Annotated in this window: 15 protein-coding genes, 1 tRNA gene and 1 riboswitch; of the genes, 7 read left to right on the forward strand and 9 right to left on the reverse strand. The window is 52.7% G+C overall.

What is annotated here, in order from left to right; genetic code table 11:
• Window positions 1-13 precede the first annotated feature (13 nt).
• From HMPREF3192_RS05790 to HMPREF3192_RS05800, 3 genes are all read left to right on the forward strand, one after another.
• Window positions 14-1,153, forward strand: a complete 1,140-nt coding sequence (locus tag HMPREF3192_RS05790) for an N-acetylmuramoyl-L-alanine amidase family protein (RefSeq protein ID WP_066306341.1) — start codon at window positions 14-16, stop codon at window positions 1,151-1,153.
• Between the two features lie 410 nt (window positions 1,154-1,563).
• Window positions 1,564-2,127, forward strand: a complete 564-nt coding sequence (gene ahpC / locus HMPREF3192_RS05795) for an alkyl hydroperoxide reductase subunit C (RefSeq protein ID WP_066306343.1) — start codon at window positions 1,564-1,566, stop codon at window positions 2,125-2,127.
• A 44-nt stretch (window positions 2,128-2,171) separates the two neighbouring features.
• Window positions 2,172-3,974: an FAD-dependent oxidoreductase gene (locus HMPREF3192_RS05800; RefSeq protein WP_082715688.1), complete on the forward strand. Its 1,803-nt coding sequence runs from the start codon at window positions 2,172-2,174 to the stop codon at window positions 3,972-3,974.
• 402 nt (window positions 3,975-4,376) lie between these two features.
• Here HMPREF3192_RS05800 and HMPREF3192_RS05805 read toward each other — a convergent pair whose 3' ends face one another.
• From HMPREF3192_RS05805 to pepT, 7 genes are all read right to left on the reverse strand, one after another.
• Complete coding sequence (locus tag HMPREF3192_RS05805; RefSeq protein WP_066306345.1) at window positions 4,377-5,240, reverse strand: ROK family protein; 864 nt, start codon at window positions 5,238-5,240, stop codon at window positions 4,377-4,379.
• Between the two features lie 180 nt (window positions 5,241-5,420).
• Window positions 5,421-6,554 (reverse strand): CobW family GTP-binding protein, encoded by a 1,134-nt coding sequence (locus HMPREF3192_RS05810; protein WP_066306347.1) that lies wholly within the window; start codon window positions 6,552-6,554, stop codon window positions 5,421-5,423.
• 193 nt (window positions 6,555-6,747) lie between these two features.
• Complete coding sequence (locus HMPREF3192_RS05815) at window positions 6,748-7,995, reverse strand: metal-dependent hydrolase family protein (RefSeq protein WP_066306350.1); 1,248 nt, start codon at window positions 7,993-7,995, stop codon at window positions 6,748-6,750.
• A gap of 966 nt (window positions 7,996-8,961) precedes the next feature.
• Window positions 8,962-9,038, reverse strand: a tRNA-Met gene (locus tag HMPREF3192_RS05825).
• 94 nt (window positions 9,039-9,132) lie between these two features.
• Window positions 9,133-9,930, reverse strand: coding sequence for a Cof-type HAD-IIB family hydrolase (locus HMPREF3192_RS05830; RefSeq protein ID WP_066306353.1), 798 nt, complete (start codon window positions 9,928-9,930; stop codon window positions 9,133-9,135).
• Window positions 9,931-9,964: 34 nt separating this feature from the next.
• The gene (locus HMPREF3192_RS05835; protein WP_066306354.1) at window positions 9,965-10,807 is read right to left on the reverse strand and encodes a Cof-type HAD-IIB family hydrolase; all 843 of its coding nucleotides are present in this window, start codon (window positions 10,805-10,807) and stop codon (window positions 9,965-9,967) included.
• A 61-nt stretch (window positions 10,808-10,868) separates the two neighbouring features.
• The gene (gene pepT, locus HMPREF3192_RS05840) at window positions 10,869-12,170 is read right to left on the reverse strand and encodes a peptidase T (protein ID WP_066306356.1); all 1,302 of its coding nucleotides are present in this window, start codon (window positions 12,168-12,170) and stop codon (window positions 10,869-10,871) included.
• Between the two features lie 234 nt (window positions 12,171-12,404).
• Here pepT and HMPREF3192_RS05845 point away from each other — a divergent pair, with 234 nt between their 5' ends.
• Complete coding sequence (locus tag HMPREF3192_RS05845; RefSeq protein WP_066306647.1) at window positions 12,405-13,769, forward strand: PFL family protein; 1,365 nt, start codon at window positions 12,405-12,407, stop codon at window positions 13,767-13,769.
• Between the two features lie 4 nt (window positions 13,770-13,773).
• Here the strand turns inward: HMPREF3192_RS05845 and murB are convergent, their stop codons facing one another.
• Window positions 13,774-14,742 carry a UDP-N-acetylmuramate dehydrogenase gene (gene murB, locus HMPREF3192_RS05850; RefSeq protein ID WP_066306359.1) on the reverse strand — a complete coding sequence of 323 codons (969 nt, stop codon included), beginning with the start codon at window positions 14,740-14,742 and terminating at the stop codon, window positions 13,774-13,776.
• Between the two features lie 181 nt (window positions 14,743-14,923).
• Window positions 14,924-15,048, forward strand: a riboswitch (FMN riboswitch).
• 6 nt (window positions 15,049-15,054) lie between these two features.
• On the opposite strand from murB, the gene HMPREF3192_RS05855 reads away from it, so the two are divergent.
• Genes HMPREF3192_RS05855 through HMPREF3192_RS05865 form a run of 3 tightly spaced genes read left to right on the forward strand, consistent with a single transcriptional unit; the run spans window position 15,055 to window position 18,542 of the window.
• The gene (locus tag HMPREF3192_RS05855; RefSeq protein WP_066306360.1) at window positions 15,055-15,624 is read left to right on the forward strand and encodes an ECF transporter S component; all 570 of its coding nucleotides are present in this window, start codon (window positions 15,055-15,057) and stop codon (window positions 15,622-15,624) included.
• A gap of 22 nt (window positions 15,625-15,646) precedes the next feature.
• Window positions 15,647-17,728: an ABC transporter ATP-binding protein gene (locus tag HMPREF3192_RS05860; RefSeq protein ID WP_082715701.1), complete on the forward strand. Its 2,082-nt coding sequence runs from the start codon at window positions 15,647-15,649 to the stop codon at window positions 17,726-17,728.
• Window positions 17,721-18,542: an energy-coupling factor transporter transmembrane component T family protein gene (locus HMPREF3192_RS05865; protein WP_066306363.1), complete on the forward strand. Its 822-nt coding sequence runs from the start codon at window positions 17,721-17,723 to the stop codon at window positions 18,540-18,542. The genes HMPREF3192_RS05860 and HMPREF3192_RS05865 overlap by 8 nt, the downstream gene beginning before the upstream one ends.
• 76 nt (window positions 18,543-18,618) lie before the next feature.
• On the opposite strand, the gene HMPREF3192_RS05870 is transcribed toward HMPREF3192_RS05865, so the two are convergent.
• Window positions 18,619-19,647, reverse strand: a complete 1,029-nt coding sequence (locus tag HMPREF3192_RS05870) for a 3-deoxy-7-phosphoheptulonate synthase (RefSeq protein WP_066306368.1) — start codon at window positions 19,645-19,647, stop codon at window positions 18,619-18,621.
• Between the last annotated feature and the right edge of the window lie 172 nt (window positions 19,648-19,819).

Genomic DNA, 19,819 nt, shown 5'->3' on the forward strand with positions numbered 1-19,819 from the left:
CGAAAGGCTTCACATGACATCAACGCAGCATAAACAGTATCCGCAGTATCATTTCTTGCTCGTCGCGAGCCTTATTGGTCTTGTGGGATTGGCGGTTATGCTTTTGCTTTTGCATCCCGCATCTACGCTTGCGCGCCCGCGTGCGGCGGCCGCAAGCAGTGCGACTGCAAGCAACGCAGCTGCAAGCAACGACGTTATTAGCGCTGAGGATCACGACGGCTGGCGTCAAACGCAGGCTGGCTGGAAGTTCCAAAAAAGTGACGGAAGCTTTGCACGAAGCGAGTGGATTCAAACAGCAGATGGCCGTGTGTGGCACTTCGACGATGCTGGCATCATGCAAACTGGCTGGATCAAAGTTTCGGGCTTTTGGTTTTACATGGGCCACAACGGCGCGCGCACCACGGGTTGGCAAAAGGTCAACGGGTCATGGTACTACCTCAACCCTTCTGGCATCATGCTGACAGGTTGGATTCAAGCGCACGATTCTGACGGCGTACGTCACACATACTACCTGCAGGATAATGGTGTTTTGCTCACGGGCTGGCAAAAACTGAAGGGCGATGCTCCTTTGAGTACTGAGCCGCGCTGGTTTTTCTTTAATGGTTCTGGAGAACTGCAAACGGGTTGGCAAAAAATCAACGACTGGTGGTATCTGTTCAATGATTCATACCGCACCAGCGATGGCATAGCGTACGTCGACGCAGATGTAGAGCCCAACGCAATGCTCACAGGTTGGCAAAAAGTGAATGGTACCTGGTACTTCCTCGGCGGTAACGGTGCAATGTTCACGGGCTGGCAAAAGCTCGGCAACACCTGGTACTTCTTCGGTGGTAACGGCGCCATGCGAGTCGGTTGGCAAAAAATTGGCGACTGGTGGTACTACTTTGGTGGCAATGGCGCTATGCGTACCGGCTGGGAAAAAGTTGGCGGCACCTGGTACTTGTTTAATGGTAGTGGTGGCATGCTTGCTGGTTGGCAAAAGGTGAACGGCTACTGGTATTTCCTTGGTGGTAACGGCGCTATGCGCACGGGCTGGCAACAGCTGAATGGTTACTGGTACTTCCTGTACGACAATGGTGCTATGGCTGCCAACTGCTGGGTAGGAAAATACCACTTCAATTCCTCTGGCGTATGGGATAGAACCCGTGGATAAGCGCATTGCGTAAGGGTATCATAAGATTAGTAAAACAAGAAGCGTCTCGATTAGTGGGGCGCTTCTTTTATGCCAGTAGAGCGTACCACGCAAAAAATTTTTATCGCTTGAATGTTCCTGTCTACAAACATTTACATTGGGTACACCATCAAACAAGGAGAGGGAAACTCTTTGTGCGTTGTAAAAAAGCACAGCTGACGTAAGGCTCATCCGACGCAAACACATGCATTGACCTGTACTTCTTAGGCATTCACCTGCTCTTATCTGCATCTGAGTGCGCTATAGCGCAGTGCATCTGCTTGCATCCCACACGCGCGAGCCTCAAGGCTTGTTTTGCTTAGAACTCTCATCAGTCACCCTTTCATGTACCCATGGTTATGCATACAAACGTATGCGCGTAAGGAGGAGCAATGTCTCTTATCGGTAAAGAAATTGGCGATTTTTCGGTACAGGCGTACGTGGATAATGACTTCAAGACGATTACCAAAAATGACGTTTTGGGCAAGTGGGCGCTGTTCTTCTTCTACCCCGCTGACTTTACCTTCGTTTGCCCAACCGAGCTTGAGGAGCTTGCCGAGAATTACGACGCCTTCAAGGCCGAGAACTGCGAAGTTTACTCTGTTTCTTGTGATACGCACTTTGTACACAAGGCATGGCACGAGTCTTCTGAGCGCATTAGCAAGGTTACTTACCCTATGCTCGCAGACCCTGCACAGGTTCTTGCTCGCGACTTTGAGGTTCTTATCGAGAAGGACGGTCAGGCCGAGCGCGGTGCCTTTATTGTTGACCCCAAGGGTCGCATCCAAGTATACGAGGTAACCGCTGGTGGCATTGGTCGTAACGCAAAGGAATTGCTGCGTCTTGTCCAGGCTTCCAAGTTTGTTGCCGAGCACGGCGACCAGGTTTGCCCAGCTCAGTGGACCCCAGGTGGCGAAACCCTTAAGCCGAGCCTTGACTTGGTAGGTCAGCTGTAAACCAGTCCATCACTTCGTTTGTGTTCGCCCCTAAGGAGAGCTTTATGACATCATCTGTTTCACCAAACACGGCAGCAAACAACACTAGCACAGCTGCAGCCACCGACAACACCACCGCCGCAGATAACCTGTACGACGCAGTCATCGTAGGTGGAGGCCCTGCTGGCTTAACCGCAGCCATTTATTTGGCGCGTGCGCGCTATCGCGTATTGGTTGTCGAGAAGAATGAGTTTGGTGGACAGATCAACCTCACCAATGAGGTTGTCAATTACCCCGGTGTCGAGCGCACAAGTGGTCGTGCTCTTACAACCACCATGCGCAAACAAGCTGAAGCCTTTGGGGCGGAACTACTCCTTGCCGAAGCAACTGGTTTTGAGCTGAATGGCGACATTAAAACCGTCCACACCACCCAAGGCGATCTACGCTGCTTCGGAGTGCTTTTGACCTGCGGTTGTGCGCCTCGCACCCTTGGTTTTCCTGGAGAAGAAACCTTCAGGGGCCGCGGTGTTGCCTATTGCGCTACCTGCGATGGCGAGTTCTTTACGGGAAAAGACATCTTTGTCGTAGGCGGAGGCTTTGCCGCTGCCGAGGAGAGCGTCTTTTTGGCAAAATACGGCACCCACGTCCACATCCTCATGAGAACTGATGACTTCACCTGCGCTGCGTCTGCCGCCGACGGTGCGCGCGCAAACAAAAAGATTACTATCCACCCCAATACCGAGGTGGTCGAAGTCACGGGAGACAGCGTCCCTCGCAGCCTTAAGATGCGCAACAACAAAACGGGCGAGGAAATCGTCTACAATGCACCCAATGGCGACACCTTTGGCCTGTTCATTCTTGCAGGTTACGCTCCCGCAACGGGGCTTCTGTGCGGTCTTATCGAGCTCGATCATGCTGGTAACATCAACACCGACAAGCACAACCAAACCTCCGTCGAGGGCGTGTATGCTGCGGGCGATGTAACCATCAAAAACCTGCGTCAGGTGACCACCGCCGTGGGCGAAGCTGCGCGTACCGCCACCGAGATGGAGCGCCATCTGGCCTCTATGCAGCATAAACTTGGTATTATCCCCCAGCACCCTGTCTCGCGCATCACTGCCAGCCGAGAAGACCGCGAGCTCGCAAACACGGACGCAAATGCCACCTCAACCACTGCCCCTGCTGGCAGCGCCATCACCGCCGACTCCGCCAGCAACGCTACCGCGACGGCCACTTCCCTCTTCGACAGTAACACGATTTCACAGCTCAAGAGCGTCTTTGATCGCATGCAACGCTCGCTGGTGTTTAAGCTCACTCTTGACGACAGACCCATCTCCCAAGAGCTAGAAGCTTACTGCAAGCAAATCGTAAGCCTTACCGATAAGATCACAATCGGTAGCACCACCAAAGTCAGCACAAGTAACGCAAGCGGCGACACCGACTCCGACGTCTACGCGCCCAGTGTGCACATCTTCACTGCCGACGGAAACGATACAGGTCTGGCATTCCACGGCGTCCCAGGCGGGCATGAGTTTACCCCCTTTGTCCTGGGACTTTACAATGCAGCAGGCCCTGGACAGGCGCTCGATGATGCAACACGCACAGCGATTCAAGCAATCAAAAAGCCTACAAAAATTCAGGTCCTCACATCGCTGACCTGCACCATGTGCCCCGACACCGTCGTGGCCGCGCAGCGCATCGCTTCCCTCAATAATGCAATAAGCGCAGAGGTCTACGACGTATCGCACTTCGGGCAGCTCAAGGATCGCTACAACGTCATGAGCGTCCCTTGCATCATTATTAATGATGGCGAGAAGATCGAATTTGGCCGTAAAAGCGTCGAGCAAATGCTGGCAATCATCCGCTAAGCGTTCAGTATTAAGCCTGCTGCAAAATCTATAAGGGTCATTACTTTGCAGCGCAAGTATAAGTGACTTTACCTTGCATCCACTAGAAGCGAACCGTTTACTTGAATGGCTCGCCTCTAGTGGAAATATTTTCTAATAAGCAAGAGAATCATATGTCTGTTGCGCTTTTGGTCCCAAAAACTTTCTTATGGAGTCCTGTTCTTGGGCCTTCAAACCTTCAAGAAGCCCAATGAATGGAAGAAACACATATTCGTATGTCAAAAAGCACCCAGTGCTCATTCATTTTGAGAAATATAGTCCTCAAATTCCTTAGTAATCTCAGGAAATTCTCGAAGCAAAAGTTCGTTTAAATACTTTTCTTGCATCAGTTGCTCATCTTTAAGCCGCTCGTTGTTATTCAGCCTAGAGGACACGGCGCCCAAGCTCGATGGAGCCCAAAATACCTTGATCTCCTCCGCATGAAGCAGGAACGATGTAGGAATCTATGGCCGCAAGCTCAGACGTTGTAATATAACCCGCTAACAAATCGAGGGTCTTCTCGCGAATTTGTGGGAACAGCTGCGTTTGATGCATCACTCCGCCGCCCAAAATAATACGCTGCGGAGAATAGCACAGCACATAGGTCGAGATAGCCTGCGCAAGATAGCTACTTTCGAGCTCCCAGACCTTATCGTCATGCGCAAGCTCACGTGCAGTTTTGCCCCAGCGCTTCTCGATAGCGGGGCCAGAAGCAACGCCTTCCAAGCAGTTTTGATGATAAGGGCACACGCTTGTCGCAGCGTCGCCTTTCGCACGGGTGACCAAAATGTGACCCGCCTCGGCGTGCAGCATGCCGTGGAGGAGCCTGCCGTCAATCATGACGCCAGCGCCAATACCGGTGCCGACGGTGATATATACCACGCAATCAAGCTGCTTGGCGGCACCAAAGACCACTTCGCCCAAACAGGCTGCGTTCACATCGGTATCGTAGCCGATGGGCACCTGTAGCCCCTCGTAAAGTGCTCCTCGAAAATCGAAGTAACGCCATGCGGTTTTGGGCGTCTCGAGAATCTGGCCAAAACGCTTGCTGGCAGGATTGACGCCTGTCGGTCCAAAGGCTGCCACGCCCAATGCGTCAATGTGGTGCTCTTTAAACCACGAGATCATCTGCGGTATGCACTGATCGGGATCGGTCGTTGGAATTTCTCGACGATCAAATATGGCTCCCGTTTCGTCTCCGGTAGCCATGACCATTTTTGTTCCACCTGCTTCGATGGCGCCTATCATACTCACGAATGTCTCCTTACGGTTTTTAAAAGCAAACACGCCACACGCATTATTATACGTATGGCGTGCTATCAATGCTTGCGTCACTGAACGTTTTTGTCATGCGTGAGGCGGTTCGCGCATAGATACATCGCGGGAAGGTAAGCTTCACTGCCCAGGCCCGTCGCACGCAAGGTAAGCTCACTGCTTGGGCCAGCTAACTAGGCACTCATCCAAGCGCTTGGTAATCTCGTCCTTATCGATATGATGCCCAATGAAGCAAAGTTGCGTTATGCGATCGCCAAATTCCGGATCCCAGATTTTAGCAAGCTCGGGGCGCTCCTCAAAGATTTGCTCCTTGTGATCCACAGCAAAAGCATGGAAAAACATGCCATTCTCGTACATGGTCACCTGCTTGCCTGCCTGCTCAAACACGTATGACATGTCGGGATCTTGCATCGTCCAAATCTTGCCTTTTACACGGATGATGTCGGAGCTCCAGCTATTCACAAACGCATTAAAAGCATTGCCATCAAAAGGTTGGCGGCGCGTATACACAAAGGTCTTAATTCCATACTCGAGCACTTCGGGATCCTCGTGCTCCTCGGGATGATCCATAGCGTCCATCCAAGCGGACGAGCGATAGGCCTTATCAAGATCAAAACGATTGGTATCGACAAGTTCGGTCATAGGAATTTTTCCATTGACCGCTTCGAGAATAACGGCATCCTTTTGCAAGCTACGAACCAGTGCCTTGAGCTCTTTAATTTGTGCTTCGCTTACTAAGTCGGTTTTATTAAGCACCAGCGTCGTGCAGAACTCAATTTGCTGCACCAAGAGATTCTCGATATCGTCGTCGTTCAGATTATCTTTAAAGAGCGCTTTACCACCCTTGAACTCGTCATACATGCGAGCGCAATCGACCACAGCGACAATATTGTCGAGCACAACATGCGCGTGCCCTGGGGCATGACTGGATTGATTGGAAAATGCCTGGATGTTATAGGTGATAGGTATGGGTTCGCAAATACCAGAGGCTTCAATAATGATGTAATCGTACTGGAAGGTATCGGCAATGTCGCCTAATTGCACGGTAAGATTATCGGACAAACTGCAGCACAGACAACCATTGGTTAAAGGAATGACGTCATCGGAACTCGTTACGCCATTATCGCTAATGAGGCTTGCGTCAATATTGACCTCACCAATGTCGTTGACGATAACGGCAGCACGAATACCTTCTGTATTCGAAAGAATATGATTGACAATCGTTGTCTTTCCCGAACCCAGGTAGCCCGTAAGCAAAACCACCTTTACGAGTTTTTGCTCCTCCATCGCATCTCCTATCTCTTGTAGAACACAAGTCACACATTGGTATAGCATCTGTGCTCTACTATATACCCCACATCAATAACAGCTTATCGGCTCAGAGCCACGCTGTGGTCAAAAAAGACCCCGACACTGCAAGAAGTGCCGGGGTCTAAGCTAAGCTAGAGGTAAATGCACCTCTTATAGATCAACGCTGATCTTAGAAGGCATTCTGGACGACGAATTCGCCTTCCTTCATGATCTTGTCCATGTTATCAACCTTGAGGTCGTGGATGTCACGAGAAGGATCGCCGTTGATAACGAGCAAGTCAGCATACTTACCAGCCTCGAGAGAACCAAACTCGTCAGCCTTGTCAAGCATAGCAGCACCGTTGAGGGTAGCAGCCTTAATGGTGTCCATAATGGAGACGCCTGCGTGGTCTACGAATGCGTACATCTCATCGATGGTTACGTGACCATAAGGAGTTACGAAGCTGAAGGAGTCAGAACCGATGGTAAGGGTAATACCCATCTTGTAAGCCTTCTCGAGGTTCTTGTACGTACGGTCAAGGCCCTTCTCGACCACGGTCTCGCCCTCGAACTTCTCGAGCTCAGGAGTCCAGTCGGGTGGATAGGTGGAGTACCATGTGGGCAGGAAGCCGATAGTTGGGGTGAAGTAGGTACCCATCTCGGCCATAAGCTGCATGGTGCGCTCGTCCACCTCGAAACCGTGAATAAGCTGACGGCTACCAAAACGTACAACGTCATACGCAGCGCCAAAGTTGTTGTAAGAGTGAGATACCAGAGGAATGCCTACCATCTTGCACTCGTCAGCAATAGCCTTAATCTCTTCAGAGCTGAAGAGCTGCAGACGGTCAGAGTCCCAACGCCAGATGCCGCCACCAGTGGCCCAAATCTTAATGGCATCGGGGTTCTCGCGAAGGCGCATACGGATTGCCCTACGAAGCTCCCAAGGACCGTCGGCCTGATAACCCCAAGGATGGGTCTCACGGGAGATCTGCAAAGGCAGGTTGTGGGAGTCACCATGTCCAGCAACACGGCAGAAGCCGAGACCAGTTGCGAAGATACGAGGACCCTTCATAACGCCCATGTTGACCAAGTCACGGATAGCAATACCGTTACGACCGATCTCAAGTACGGTGGTAAGACCATGGCTCAAAGCATCATAGGACTGCTTAACAGCACAAGCCTGCTTTTGAGCAGTAGACTCGATAACCCAGTCGTTATCGTTGTCGGTCAGGTTACCAGAGAAGTGCAGGTGGGTGTCAATAAGACCAGGCATAATGGATTTGCCCGTAATGTCTAGGACTTCGTAACCCTCAGGGATTTCCTTACCCTCGCCTGCATAGACAATTTTCTTGTCATCAACAAGCACCAGACTGTCGTTGACAGGGGCAGCGCCAGTACCATCGATAAGCTTGCCGCCTTTAAAAGCATACTTGCCCATACTTACTCCAATCATAACGTATGCTTACACTACGAACTGCTTACACTAACTAGTAGAACCAAACGCTCGCGCTTCTGTTTGCGCAGGTCGTGAATGCACAATGCCCAGAGAGTTTATGCTTTCGAGGACGTGCAAAACGAAACGCACCCTTGGGTGGATGTCCGTACGGCGCATTTAAGGTGCACCACACACAACAAAGACGACGTACAAAAAACCACCTTTGGTTATCTATAGAGTAATAAGGAAAGGTTTTGTCTTGGAGCACTATCCTACAAGCGCTCAGAACAAACCGATTATCGGAAACATGCGAACGATTAACGGAATGGATAAAAAGTTTGCCGAGAAGACCGTAATAAAAACGGTGGTAAATATGTACATACCTTCACAAGCCCTGTATAGAGGCAGTGTTTGAGCGGCGTTTGCCTTGTGTTATGGTCGCGGCGAAGGCTGCCGTACCCAGCACAAGCGGCGTGAGCATGGAGGACGTGTCGTACGTATGAGGAAGTTTTGCAGCGCCAGTTTTTTGTGCACCTGGGTTTTGACTTGTCTGCTTATTGGCCACGGCTGCAGGTGTAGCAGAAGAAACCTGCTGCTTGCTGAACTGCTGCGGCGTTGACTGCTCCGACGCTTTACGCTGGTGCTTGACCGCGTGTTAACAGTGGCGTTCGAACGAGCCGCACCTGAAGGATCGACGGCTGAAGGTCGCTACTCGAACGATCGCTGCCCTGAGGAACACCTGCCTGTGGCACTGGCAGATACCTGTTCACGAAGCCCGCGGGCACGGGATCCTCCATCAGAATGTATCGACGAATGCCGTAGGTGCCCGAAGCTTCGAGGGTCTTCTCGTCAGCGGCGGCACTAGCCGGGTTTTGCCGATACTTATTGCCATACTTATTACCTTGCGACCTTTTGGCTCTGGAAAACGAAAAAGCCCTGAACTGTTTTACCAGTTCAGGGCTGAAATTTTGGTCGCGGGGGCCGGATTTGAACCAACGACCTTCGGGTTATGAGCCCGACGAGCTACCAGACTGCTCCACCCCGCACTATGGTATGCACAACGTGCGACATATAATACTAACAACCTGCCAGAAGCGTGTCAACTAGTTGTGACGATCTTGTTAAGACGCTGGCGGCACACTACGAAAGCGACTCCAGCAACGCTCGCATTTCCTGCTGCACGCCCTGTTCGCGATTCGTAAAGATAACACGCTCGGCAATTTGCTTAATCGCATAGCGGGCATTACCCATAGCGCAAGAATGACCCACAAAGCTCAAGATCTCGTAGTCGTTCATCGAATCGCCAAAGGCCATGACCTCATCGCGCGAAATACCGTACGCCTTCATAACCTGTACGATACCCGTCGCCTTTGTCACACCCAACTGGTTGGCGTCAATCCACTTTTTGCCTGAGGGCGTAAAGGCAAAGCGGTCGCCGAGCTCGCGAGAAAGCGCATACTGCATGTCCATCAGATACTCGGCCGTATCGCAGTAAATAGCAGCTTTAATAATGTTGACACTCGGGCTCAGCTCGTCATAAATACGATGCGCATCGGGGAGGTCTTTATCGACTTCGCGCTCGTAAACATCAAAATCGTCGTACAAAAACGTTTGCGTGCGCGCCGACAGAGCGACGTGCAAGCAATCGAAACGACGCACCACTTCAATAAGGCGCTTCAGAGCTGCGTGGCTCATCACTTCACGATCGACGAGCTCGCCTTCGACGTATACCTGCGCACCGTTCGAAGCGACAAAGTCCATCTTGTCCTTAATAGGCGCAAAGAATTTGCAAAGGGTATCGTAACGACGACCCGAAGAAGCGGCAAAACGCACGCCCTTCTCGCGCAAGGCAAGAATCAGATCATAAGTCTCGGGTGGTACTTCGCTATTCTCGTCAAGCAATGTTCCATCCATATCAGATGCAATAAGCTTAATCATGCTGCCCTCTCTTTTGACTGTAGGTTATGTTGCGTTAAGCGCTTTGCATAAAAGCGGGAAGACGCTGGTCACGAGCGGCATCGGCAAGCTCACAAAATGCAGCCGCGACTGAGTGATCGGCAGCGGCGCCAATGTGATAGCGGGCGCGGGCGTGAACTTCGGACACTGAGTTGTGTACTGCAACCGAATGCACCGCCGCGTCGAACATCTCGATATCGTTGACGCCGTCGCCAAATACCATGATTTCGTCGAGGCTCAGACCGAGTTTGGAGGCAAGAATTTTTATGCCGTCAGCCTTAGTCCAACCAGCAGGCGATACATCAAACCAGTCGGTGTAGGAGTTAAAAAATTCGAACTGCGGGAACGTTTCCGAAAGCTCCTGATGTAAAGCCTGCAAGTCCGCCAAGGACGCATCACAAGTAAGCGCTGCTTTGTTGCAGGCAAAACGAGGAACTTCATTCACTACACGATAACCGTGAGGAAAGACCTGCTCGTGCTGCATCTGCCAATTGACGACATCCCCTATACCGATAATCCACGGCTGGGGATCCTCATCACTCAAAAGCAAGCCGACGCCAGGATATTTTTCTACCAGCTTGGCAATGCGCACAAGATCTTCGTGATCGAAACACCTCTCAAACACGGTCTTGCCGTCAATGCGCAAAAGCAAGCCGTTGCACATAAGTGCACAATCAAGCGCCGACAAATCGTGCTTAAAAAAGTACTGTAAATCATTGAGGGGACGTCCCGTTGCGGGAGCAAAACGTATACCAGCACTTCGAAGCTCTCGAATTGCTTGCAAAGTTTGCTCACACACAACGGGCTCACCAAATGGCAAGAGTGTGTTATCCAAATCCGATAAAACAAGCTTAATCACATAAACCCCCTGTTTGGTCAAAATGTTCGGTTACGACGGACGCAAGTGTGCGGCGTCGCCCCTACTCCTCCTTTTGGGGCACGGCGAAGTAAGCAACCAAGTTTTGCAGCACGTCAACCATGGTCTCCAGGCTCGGCACGGGCACAAACTCGCGAATCGAATGCATGCCGTACGCACCCGTTGCCAGGTTGGGACACGGCAAGCCGCGGAAGGTCAACTGGCTACCATCGGTACCGCCACGAGCTGCAACACAACGAACATCCGCAACACCAGCCTCGTGATTTGCCTCGATAGCGTGATCAATCAAGAAGTCCAAACCAACCAGGCGCTCGGCCATGTTGCGATACTCAGGCCTGATCGAAACCTCAATGGTGCCTTCGCCGTAGCGCTTATTCAAAAACTCAGCCACATCGCGCATCAACTGCTCACGCACGGCGAACTTCTCGTTATTAAAGTCACGAATAATGTACTGCATCTTTATTTCGGACTCATTACCCGAAATCTCGGTGGGCATGAAGAAGCCTTCGTAACCCTCGGTATGCTCGGGACGCTCGTTGGCGGGAACAAGCGCGTCAAACTGGTGCGCGAGGGTGATCGCGTTGACCAAAATGTTCTTGCCCTCGCCGGGGTGCACGGCCACACCCTTAATGGTGATGTTGACTTCCGATGCCGAGAAGGTCTCGTAGTTGATCTCGCCTAATGCGCCGCCATCGACGGTGTAGCACCACTTAGCACCGAACTTATCGATATCCAAAAGCTCCGCACCGTGGCCAATTTCCTCGTCGGGAACGAAGGCGATCTTCAGCGTGGGATGTGGGATAGTAGGATCGGCCTGCAGGCGGGCGATAAGGGCCATGATCTCGGCCACGCCGGCCTTATCGTCACCCGAAAGCAAGGTGGTGCCGTCAGAGCACACGATGTCCATACCGACGAATTTCTCGAGATCGGGCACCATTTCGGGCGTGGTTTGCACGGGCTTGCCATCAACGATGCCTGCAACCAAGGGACCGCCTTCGTAATGTACGATATGCGGACGCACGCCCTTACCAGGGGCATCGGGGGCCGAATCCATGTGGCCGCACAGGCCGAGCGCAGGCAGATCCTCGGCACCAGCAGACGCAGGAACCGTCGCAGTGACGTAGGCATGATCGCTTACCGCAACATCAAGGCAGCCCAGCTTAAGCAGATCCTTCTCGAGCATGCGCGCCATATCAAATTGCATGGGCGACGACGGAACCTCGTCGGAATTGTTCGGATTCGATGTGCTCCACACCTGTACGTAGCGCATAAAACGCGCCACGACATCCGAAACGCCCTCGGGAATGGGTACGCCCGTGTAGTTTTTAAGTTCGCACTTATCCATACTTACTCCCAACCTTGTGGTTTATCAGAGCTTCTATAATCTAATATCAGTGTATAGGAATATGATGCGCACGGGGGACTTACCCCTTAATGGTGCCGTAGTTTGCTAGAAGTTCACATTGTGCCAATATCCTAGCTGCTTACCCAATTGTCGAGAGAATCGATGTGGCTCGTAGGCATCAAACGGACTCATTGGCACTACATTGTGCCCGTAGAAAGGCGAAACATGTCTCGTATGGATATTACGCTCGAAGAAATTGCCGAAACCCGCAGCATGGTGGCGGACCAACACCTGGATATTCGCACCATTACCATGGGTATTAACATCGCTTCGTGCGCTGACGAAGACATGCAACGCATGTGCACCAAAGTGTATGATCGCATCACCACGACTGCCGAGAAACTCGTCGCGACAGCGCAGGATCTGCAGGACGAGTATGGCATTCCCATTGTGAACAAGCGCGTGTCAGTAACGCCTGTCGCGCACATTGCGAGCGCATGCCACGACCAAGATTTAACTCCCCTGGCACAGACCATGGATCGCGCTGCTAAAGCGTTGGGCATTGACTTTATGGGTGGTTTTTCGGCACTCGTGCACAAGGGCATTGGCAACGCCGACCGTCGTCTTATTAACTCCATTCCCGCAGCGTTAGCACAAACCGAACGCGTTTGCTCGTCGGTCAATGTTGCAAGCCTGCGCGCGGGCATTAATATGGACGCCGTGCTGCTCATGGCACACAAAATTATTGAAGCTGCTCAGCTCACGGTCGACATCCAGTGCTACGGCGCTGCAAAGCTCGTCGTGTTTTCGAACATGGTTGAGGACTCGCCTTTTATGGCGGGCGCCGTACATGGTTCAGGCGAGGCCGATGCCGTCATTAATGTTGGCGTCTCGGGCCCTGGCGTAATGTCGGCAGCCCTCGAAGACCTCCCCGCTGACGCAGACATGATGCAGGTAGCCGAGCGTATTAAGCAAACGGCCTTTAAGATTACGCGCGCTGGTGAGCTCATGAGCCGCGAGGCCGCTCGTCGTTTGGGTGTCGAGAAGGGCATCGTCGACTTGTCACTCGCACCAACCCCTGCGGTGGGCGATTCTGTAGCACGTATCCTCGAGATCATTGGCGTTGGCACGACGGGAGGACCTGGCACTACCTGCGCACTTGCCATGTTAAACGACGCTGTCAAGAAGGGCGGCGTTATGGCAAGCTCTTCGGTTGGTGGCCTTTCGGGAGCGTTCATTCCCGTTTCGGAAGATGCGGGCATGATTCATGCTGCAAAAACGGGTGCTCTAACGCTCGAGAAACTTGAGGCTATGACCTGCGTTTGCTCGGTTGGTTTGGATATGATTGCTATTCCTGGCGATACACCCGTCGAAGCTATCGCTGGTATTATCGCCGACGAAATGGCTATTGGTGTTATTAACAACAAGACCACCGCTGTGCGCCTTATTCCCGCCATTGGTTGTGTTGAGGGTGACGTGCTGGAATTTGGTGGTCTATTTGGTTCGGCACCTGTTATGCCTGTTAATGCACATGCAGGACAGGTGTTTGCCCACCGTGGTGGACGCTTCCCCGCCCCGCTTAACTCGCTCAAAAACTAGCTTACTATTCGCCTAAGAAGCGCACTTCGGGTTCGAGCGTGACACCAAAATGGCGCAAAACTTCAGCCTGTACGTGCTCAATTACCGCATGGACATCAGCTGCAGAGGCACCGCCAACGTTCACGACAAATCCCGCATGCATGGTCGAAACCTCAGCGCCGCCGACACGGTATCCCTGAAGACCTGCATCCATAATCAACTTGCCAGCAAAATGACCTTCGGGACGCTTAAAGGTGGAACCAGCGCTCGGAAGCTCAAGGGGCTGTTTAGCATTGCGGCGCTCAGTAAAATCGTTCATTTTGGCACGAATAGCAGCTTCGTCGCCCTCTTGCAGCAAGAAGGTGACCTCCAAGGCCACAAGACCTTCTCGGCTAATACGGCTTGCACGGTAGCCAAACTCAAGCTCCTCGTTGGTGAGCGTAATGATGTTACCAGCAGGAGTAAGGGCTTTAACGCTTTCGATAATGTCGGACATGCAGCCATCGTAGGCGCCAGCATTCATAAACGCTGCGCCACCAACCGAGCCCGGAATGCCACACGCAAACTCCATGCCTGTCAAGCTCAGAGCACAGGCCATCTCGGCCGCGTCAAACAGCGTGACACCCGCCTGCGCGATGATGCGCTCACCCTCCACCATGAGGTCATCAAGGGCATCGGCCATGCCGATAATAACACCGCGGTAGCCAGCGTCGCTTACCAGCAGGTCACTGCCTCGTCCGATGATGAAGTAGTCGCACATAAACTCACGGCAGGCGTCGATAATAACGCGCACACGCGAAAGCGTATCGGGCACGACATAAATGTCAGCAGGACCACCAACAGCAAAGGTGGTGTGAGCGCTCATAGGCTCGTCAAGGTAGACATTTTCTTTTCCGACGATGCTTGTGAGGCGCTCCGCGAGCGCTGCAATGTTGGGTTTCTCGGTAGTGGAATTCGTGGTAGTGCCTGTAGTGGTATCGCCTGAATCAGACATGAGAGAGCTTCACTCCTTTGTTTAAAATCTTTCAGTCAAGTATAGCGATAAAATCCATGTTTGGGCACGTGCCTGCGCGCGCCCATGCAAAAACTGCAAGCTGGATACATAAAAGGCAAGCTGCATGCAAAAACTTCATGATGCGTTTGCATAAAGCGTGGACGAGGATGGTATAGTAAAAGCGTAGTTTCAGGGCGGGGTGCAATTCCCCACTGGCGGTAAGTAAGAAGCCCGCGCACCGCATAAGCGGTTGATCTGGTTAGATTCCAGAGCCAACGGTTACAGTCCGGATGAAAGAAACGAGGTCGTAGCATGAATACGCTTTCTGGCGATACCCATTCGACAACGCAAGAAGGAGCTTGGACTACCAAGCGCATCGCTATCACCGCACTTTTATGTGCTGTCGCAGCGCTCTGCACGCTCTTTATAGAATTTCCATTGCTCCCCCATCTTGAATTTTTGAAATATGATCCCTCGGGTATTGTGGCGCTCATTGCAGGACTTGCTTTTGGACCCGCGACAGCCGTCATCGTGTCGATACTTCCCAACCTTGTGCATATTGCCACGCAATCTGGTTTATATGGCATGCTTATGGCCGTGCTTGCCACGCTTACCTTGAGTTTGCCTGCGGCGATCATCCATCAGCACAAACAAAACTTTACAGGTGCGCTCATTGGCATGGTCGTTGGTGGCGTATGCAGTCTGTTTTTCTGCGTTGCGGGAAACCTTGTCATAACACCACTCTACATGGGCGTACAGCTGCAAGATGTACTCAAGCTGCTTGTTCCAGCAATTCTTCCTTTTAACCTTGTCAAAATTTTGCTGCACTGCGTTGTCACTGCGCTTTTGTACAAGCAGACAATCAAACTTTTGAACAACTAAACGCATGAATGTTGCCCATCGCATGGACACTGCTCGCCACACAAACGTCGACCACCGCATGAACGTTGTCCAACTTCACAAGGTAAGTTTGTTTTATGGTAAAACCGCTGCTCTGCGTGATGTTTCCTTAAGCATTGCGCAGGGCGAGCATCTGTGTGTGCTGGGTGGCAATGGCTCGGGTAAGTCGACACTCGCGCTCGTTCTCGCTGGGCTTCTCGCTCCCGATGAAGGTAGTGTCGAGCTCGTGGGACGAGCGGTATACGACGATGGGCGCAGCGGCAAACGCCTTGACGGGAACATTAACGGACGCGGCACGGAGCGCAGCGAGACGCGTATCGACGCACGCATCGACAATGAAGCCTATAAGCAGGCGCGACGCTCGTTGGGGCTGGTGTTTCAAAATCCTGACGAGCAGATTGTCACATCCATCGTCGAGGATGATGTTGCCTTTGGCCCCGAAAATCTGGGCCTTGATTCTGCAGAAATTCAAAAGCGCGTTGCCCGAGAATTACACCGCGTAGCCATGCAAAACCACGCTCAAGCGCACCCCATGTGTCTGAGCGGTGGACAAAAACAGCGCGTTGCTCTAGCGGGAGCGCTTGCCATGCATCCACAGTTGTTGGTGCTCGACGAGCCAGGAGCGCTTTTGGATGTTCGCGGCCGCCGCTCCGTGATGGGTGTGCTCGACAAACTGAAAGATGCAGGCACCACCATCGTGCACATCACGCATTTCATGGAGGAGGCCCTCAAAGCGGATCGCGTGCTCGTGATGCACCAGGGACGCATTGTGGCAGACGACACTCCCGATGCCATTTTTAAACATGTCGAGAAGATCGCCGACTCGCAACTCGAACTGCCCTTTGCAGCGCAGTTAGCAACCAAATTGCAGCAGGTAAACATACCTGTAAGCTGGACAACAAGCGCTGAAACTTTGTGCCGCGAGCTTGCTGAGCGGCTGCGGGGGTGCGGCGGGGGGTTTGGCAGCGAGCGCAGCGAATGCGGGGACGCTGCTCGTGGCGGCAACGCAATACACAGCAAACCTAGCAGCGAAGCCAGCACAGCCAACAACGCCTTTGACAGCACCTTTATCAGTGCGCAGAACCTAAGTTTTTCATACGGGGCGGACAGTCGCTGGATGCGCTCAGCAGGACACAGAGTGCGATCAACCAAGCGCGAAGCTCCCGAGGAAGCACGTGCAAGCTCTCGCGCAGCCCTTCTCGACCTCAATTTTTCGATACAAAAGGGCTCCTACACGGCGCTTATCGGCCAAACGGGATCGGGCAAAACGACGCTCGTGCGCCTGTTGTGCGGTCTCGCAAAACCAGATGCGGGAAGCCTCATCGTCGCAGGTCACGACACCAAACACAAGCGTGAACGCAAACTGCTCAACGGGCTTATCGGCTACGTGATGCAACAGCCCGAACGCCAGCTTTTTGCCGAGACGGTCTACGATGATGTAGCCTTTGGTCCAAATAACCTGCAGCTCCCCACCAGCGAGGTGGCCCAGCGAACCGAACAGGCGCTGCGGGCGGTCGCTCTTTGGCACAAAAAGGATGCCTCGCCCTTTGAGCTTTCGGGCGGACAGGCGCGCCTAGCTGCTCTAGCAGGCATTTTAGCCATGCAGCCCAAAATTTTGCTCGTCGACGAGCCGACGGCTGGCCTCGATCCCAAAGGCCGCCGAGAAGTGTTGCGTCTGCTCAAGCGCATTCATGCGGCGGGCACGACCTTGGTGCATATCACGCATGCCATGGAAGAAGCAGCGTGCGCCGAGAAGATCATCGTTTTGAATCAATCTCGCATTTTGATGCAGGGCACGCCACAAGAAATTTTTACCCCCGCATACCAGGCACTGCTCACCAAAAATGGCCTCGATTTGCCCGAGCCGTTGCTCTTTGCACAACGCCTTAACGAAAAGTGTGGGCGCGAGGTGCTCGGGCAGACGTTATCGCTCAGCGAACTTATCGCTAGCATTACGGATTACGTGCGAACCCCAGGTGATGCGCGTGCTGCAGACGCCAAACGAACCCCAGGTGATGCACGGGGCGCGAGCGGCGTGCGTGCCGCAGAAGGAACGCGACCTGCGGGAGGTAAGCCGCGTGGGTGAAAAACTGCAGCTCGGAGCCTATATACAAACCGACTCGTGGATGACGCGTCTTGATGGGCGCACCAAACTTGTGGTTGGTCTTATCTACATGATCAGCGTGCTTTTTATTCAAACGCCGTTACAGCTAGCGCTGGGCTTGATCGGTGCTTTCGGACTCATCCTCCTTGCCAAGCTGCCCATAAAAAGCGTGCTGTGCGCTATTCGACCCGCCGTGAGTATGCTTTTGATTTTGGGTCTTTACAACCTGCTCATTGTTGCGCGTGGAGACGTGCTTGTGCAGCTCGGTTTTATTCGCATCACGACGCAGGGCCTGCATATCGCCGTAATTTTTTCACTGCGCATGGTCGGGGCGCTGATTTGCGCGGCCGTTCTGTTTTTGACCACCACACCCACGCAGGTCACCGACGCGTTCGAAAAACTGTTGCAGCCGTTTGCTCGCTTTGGCCTTCCCGCCCGCGAGCTCGCACTGATCTTATCGCTTATGCTGCGCTTCATTCCCCTACTCGCCTATGAGGCCATGCTCATTAAGGATGCCCAGGCCATGCGTGGTGCCGAACGAGAAGGAGCTTCGTTTGCGCAAAAATTGCAAGCGCTCAAGGCATTTTTAATTGCGCTGCTCAGTAGCTCTTTGCGCCATGCCCACGGACTTGCACGAAGCCTTGATGCGCGCTGCTACGAGAGCGGCTCGCTGCGCACGCATTACAAACCCTCCAGCTATCATGTACAGGATGGCATTGCATATGCGATGTTGGTTATCTACCTCGCTGGTCTTATCGGCACGGGTGCCGTGGGCGCTTTTGGGCTGTGGCTATAAACGCTCGGTCGTTGTCTATAGACGTGCAACGGGCGCGACAACGCCGAGGTTGTGATCACGAGTGCGCAACCTACACCTATAAACGTGCGGCGATATCGTAAATAAGACGCTCGGACTTATCCCAGCCCAAGCACGCGTCCGTAATCGATTTACCAAAGACGCCGCCGTCAACGGGCTGATTGCCGTCCTCAAGATAGCTCTCAATCATAAAGCCGCGGAACAGGTGCGCCACTTTCGAGGAGCGATGCATGCTGTCCAACACCTCATCACAAATGCGAATTTGCTCGAGGGGGCGCTTGCCAGAGTTGTCATGGTTGCAGTCGATAATGACGGTGGGATTGATATAGGTGTCGGTCGTGTAATTCTCGAACAGACGCTCGAGATGCTCGTAGTGATAATTTGCGTGGGTGCGTCCGTCCGATCCAATATAGCCGCGCAAAATCGCGTGCACCAAAGGATTGCCTGTTGTTTTGACTTCCCAGTTTCGATAGATGAACATTTGCGGCTGCTGAGCTGCATAAATGGAGTTGAGCATCACGCTCATGCTGCCGCCCGTTGGATTTTTCATGCCCACGGGGTAGGGTACGCCGCTGGCCACCAGGCGATGCTCCTGATTTTCGACCGAACGCGCGCCTACCGCCAAGTAAGAAAGCAGGTCATTGAGCACCTGATAGTTGGACGGATACAACATCTCGTCAGCGGTAAACAGCCCCGTCTCTTCAATCACGCGCAGATGCATATGACGAATAGCTTTGATGCCTTCGAGCAGGTCATCGCCCGCTAGCGGATTGGGATTATGCAGCAAGCCCTTGTAGCCCGTGCCCTTCGTACGCGGCTTGTTGGTATAGACACGCGGGATAATGACGAGTTTATCGGCAACTTTTTCGGCAACCTTGGCAAGGCGACCCATGTATTCCAGCACAGCATCCTCGCGATCGGCCGAACAGGGTCCCATGATCAGCAGTTTGCGCGGATCTTCTCCTCTAAAAATGGCAGCAACCGTTTGGTCAAACTCGCGCTTTTTTTGTGCCATCGTGGCCGATAAGGGCATCTGCTCGCGAATTTCTTGTGGGATGGGGAGCCTTCGTAAAAAATCAAATGCCATGAGCGCCTCGCCTTGTTACGTTCACATCACAACCAGCCACGTTTCGCAAAAGCAAGCAACGCACGTCTATACAGGTTCATGCCGGCTATGAATAAAATTTGCATAAATTTGACAATCCTGATGCATACTATCACTTCATGAACTCCGCACATGCGCAATTCACGTAGGTCAC

Origin of the sequence: Atopobium deltae (genome assembly GCF_001552785.1) — a bacterium.
In the GTDB taxonomy this organism is placed as follows: Bacteria; Actinomycetota; Coriobacteriia; order Coriobacteriales; family Atopobiaceae; genus Atopobium; species Atopobium deltae.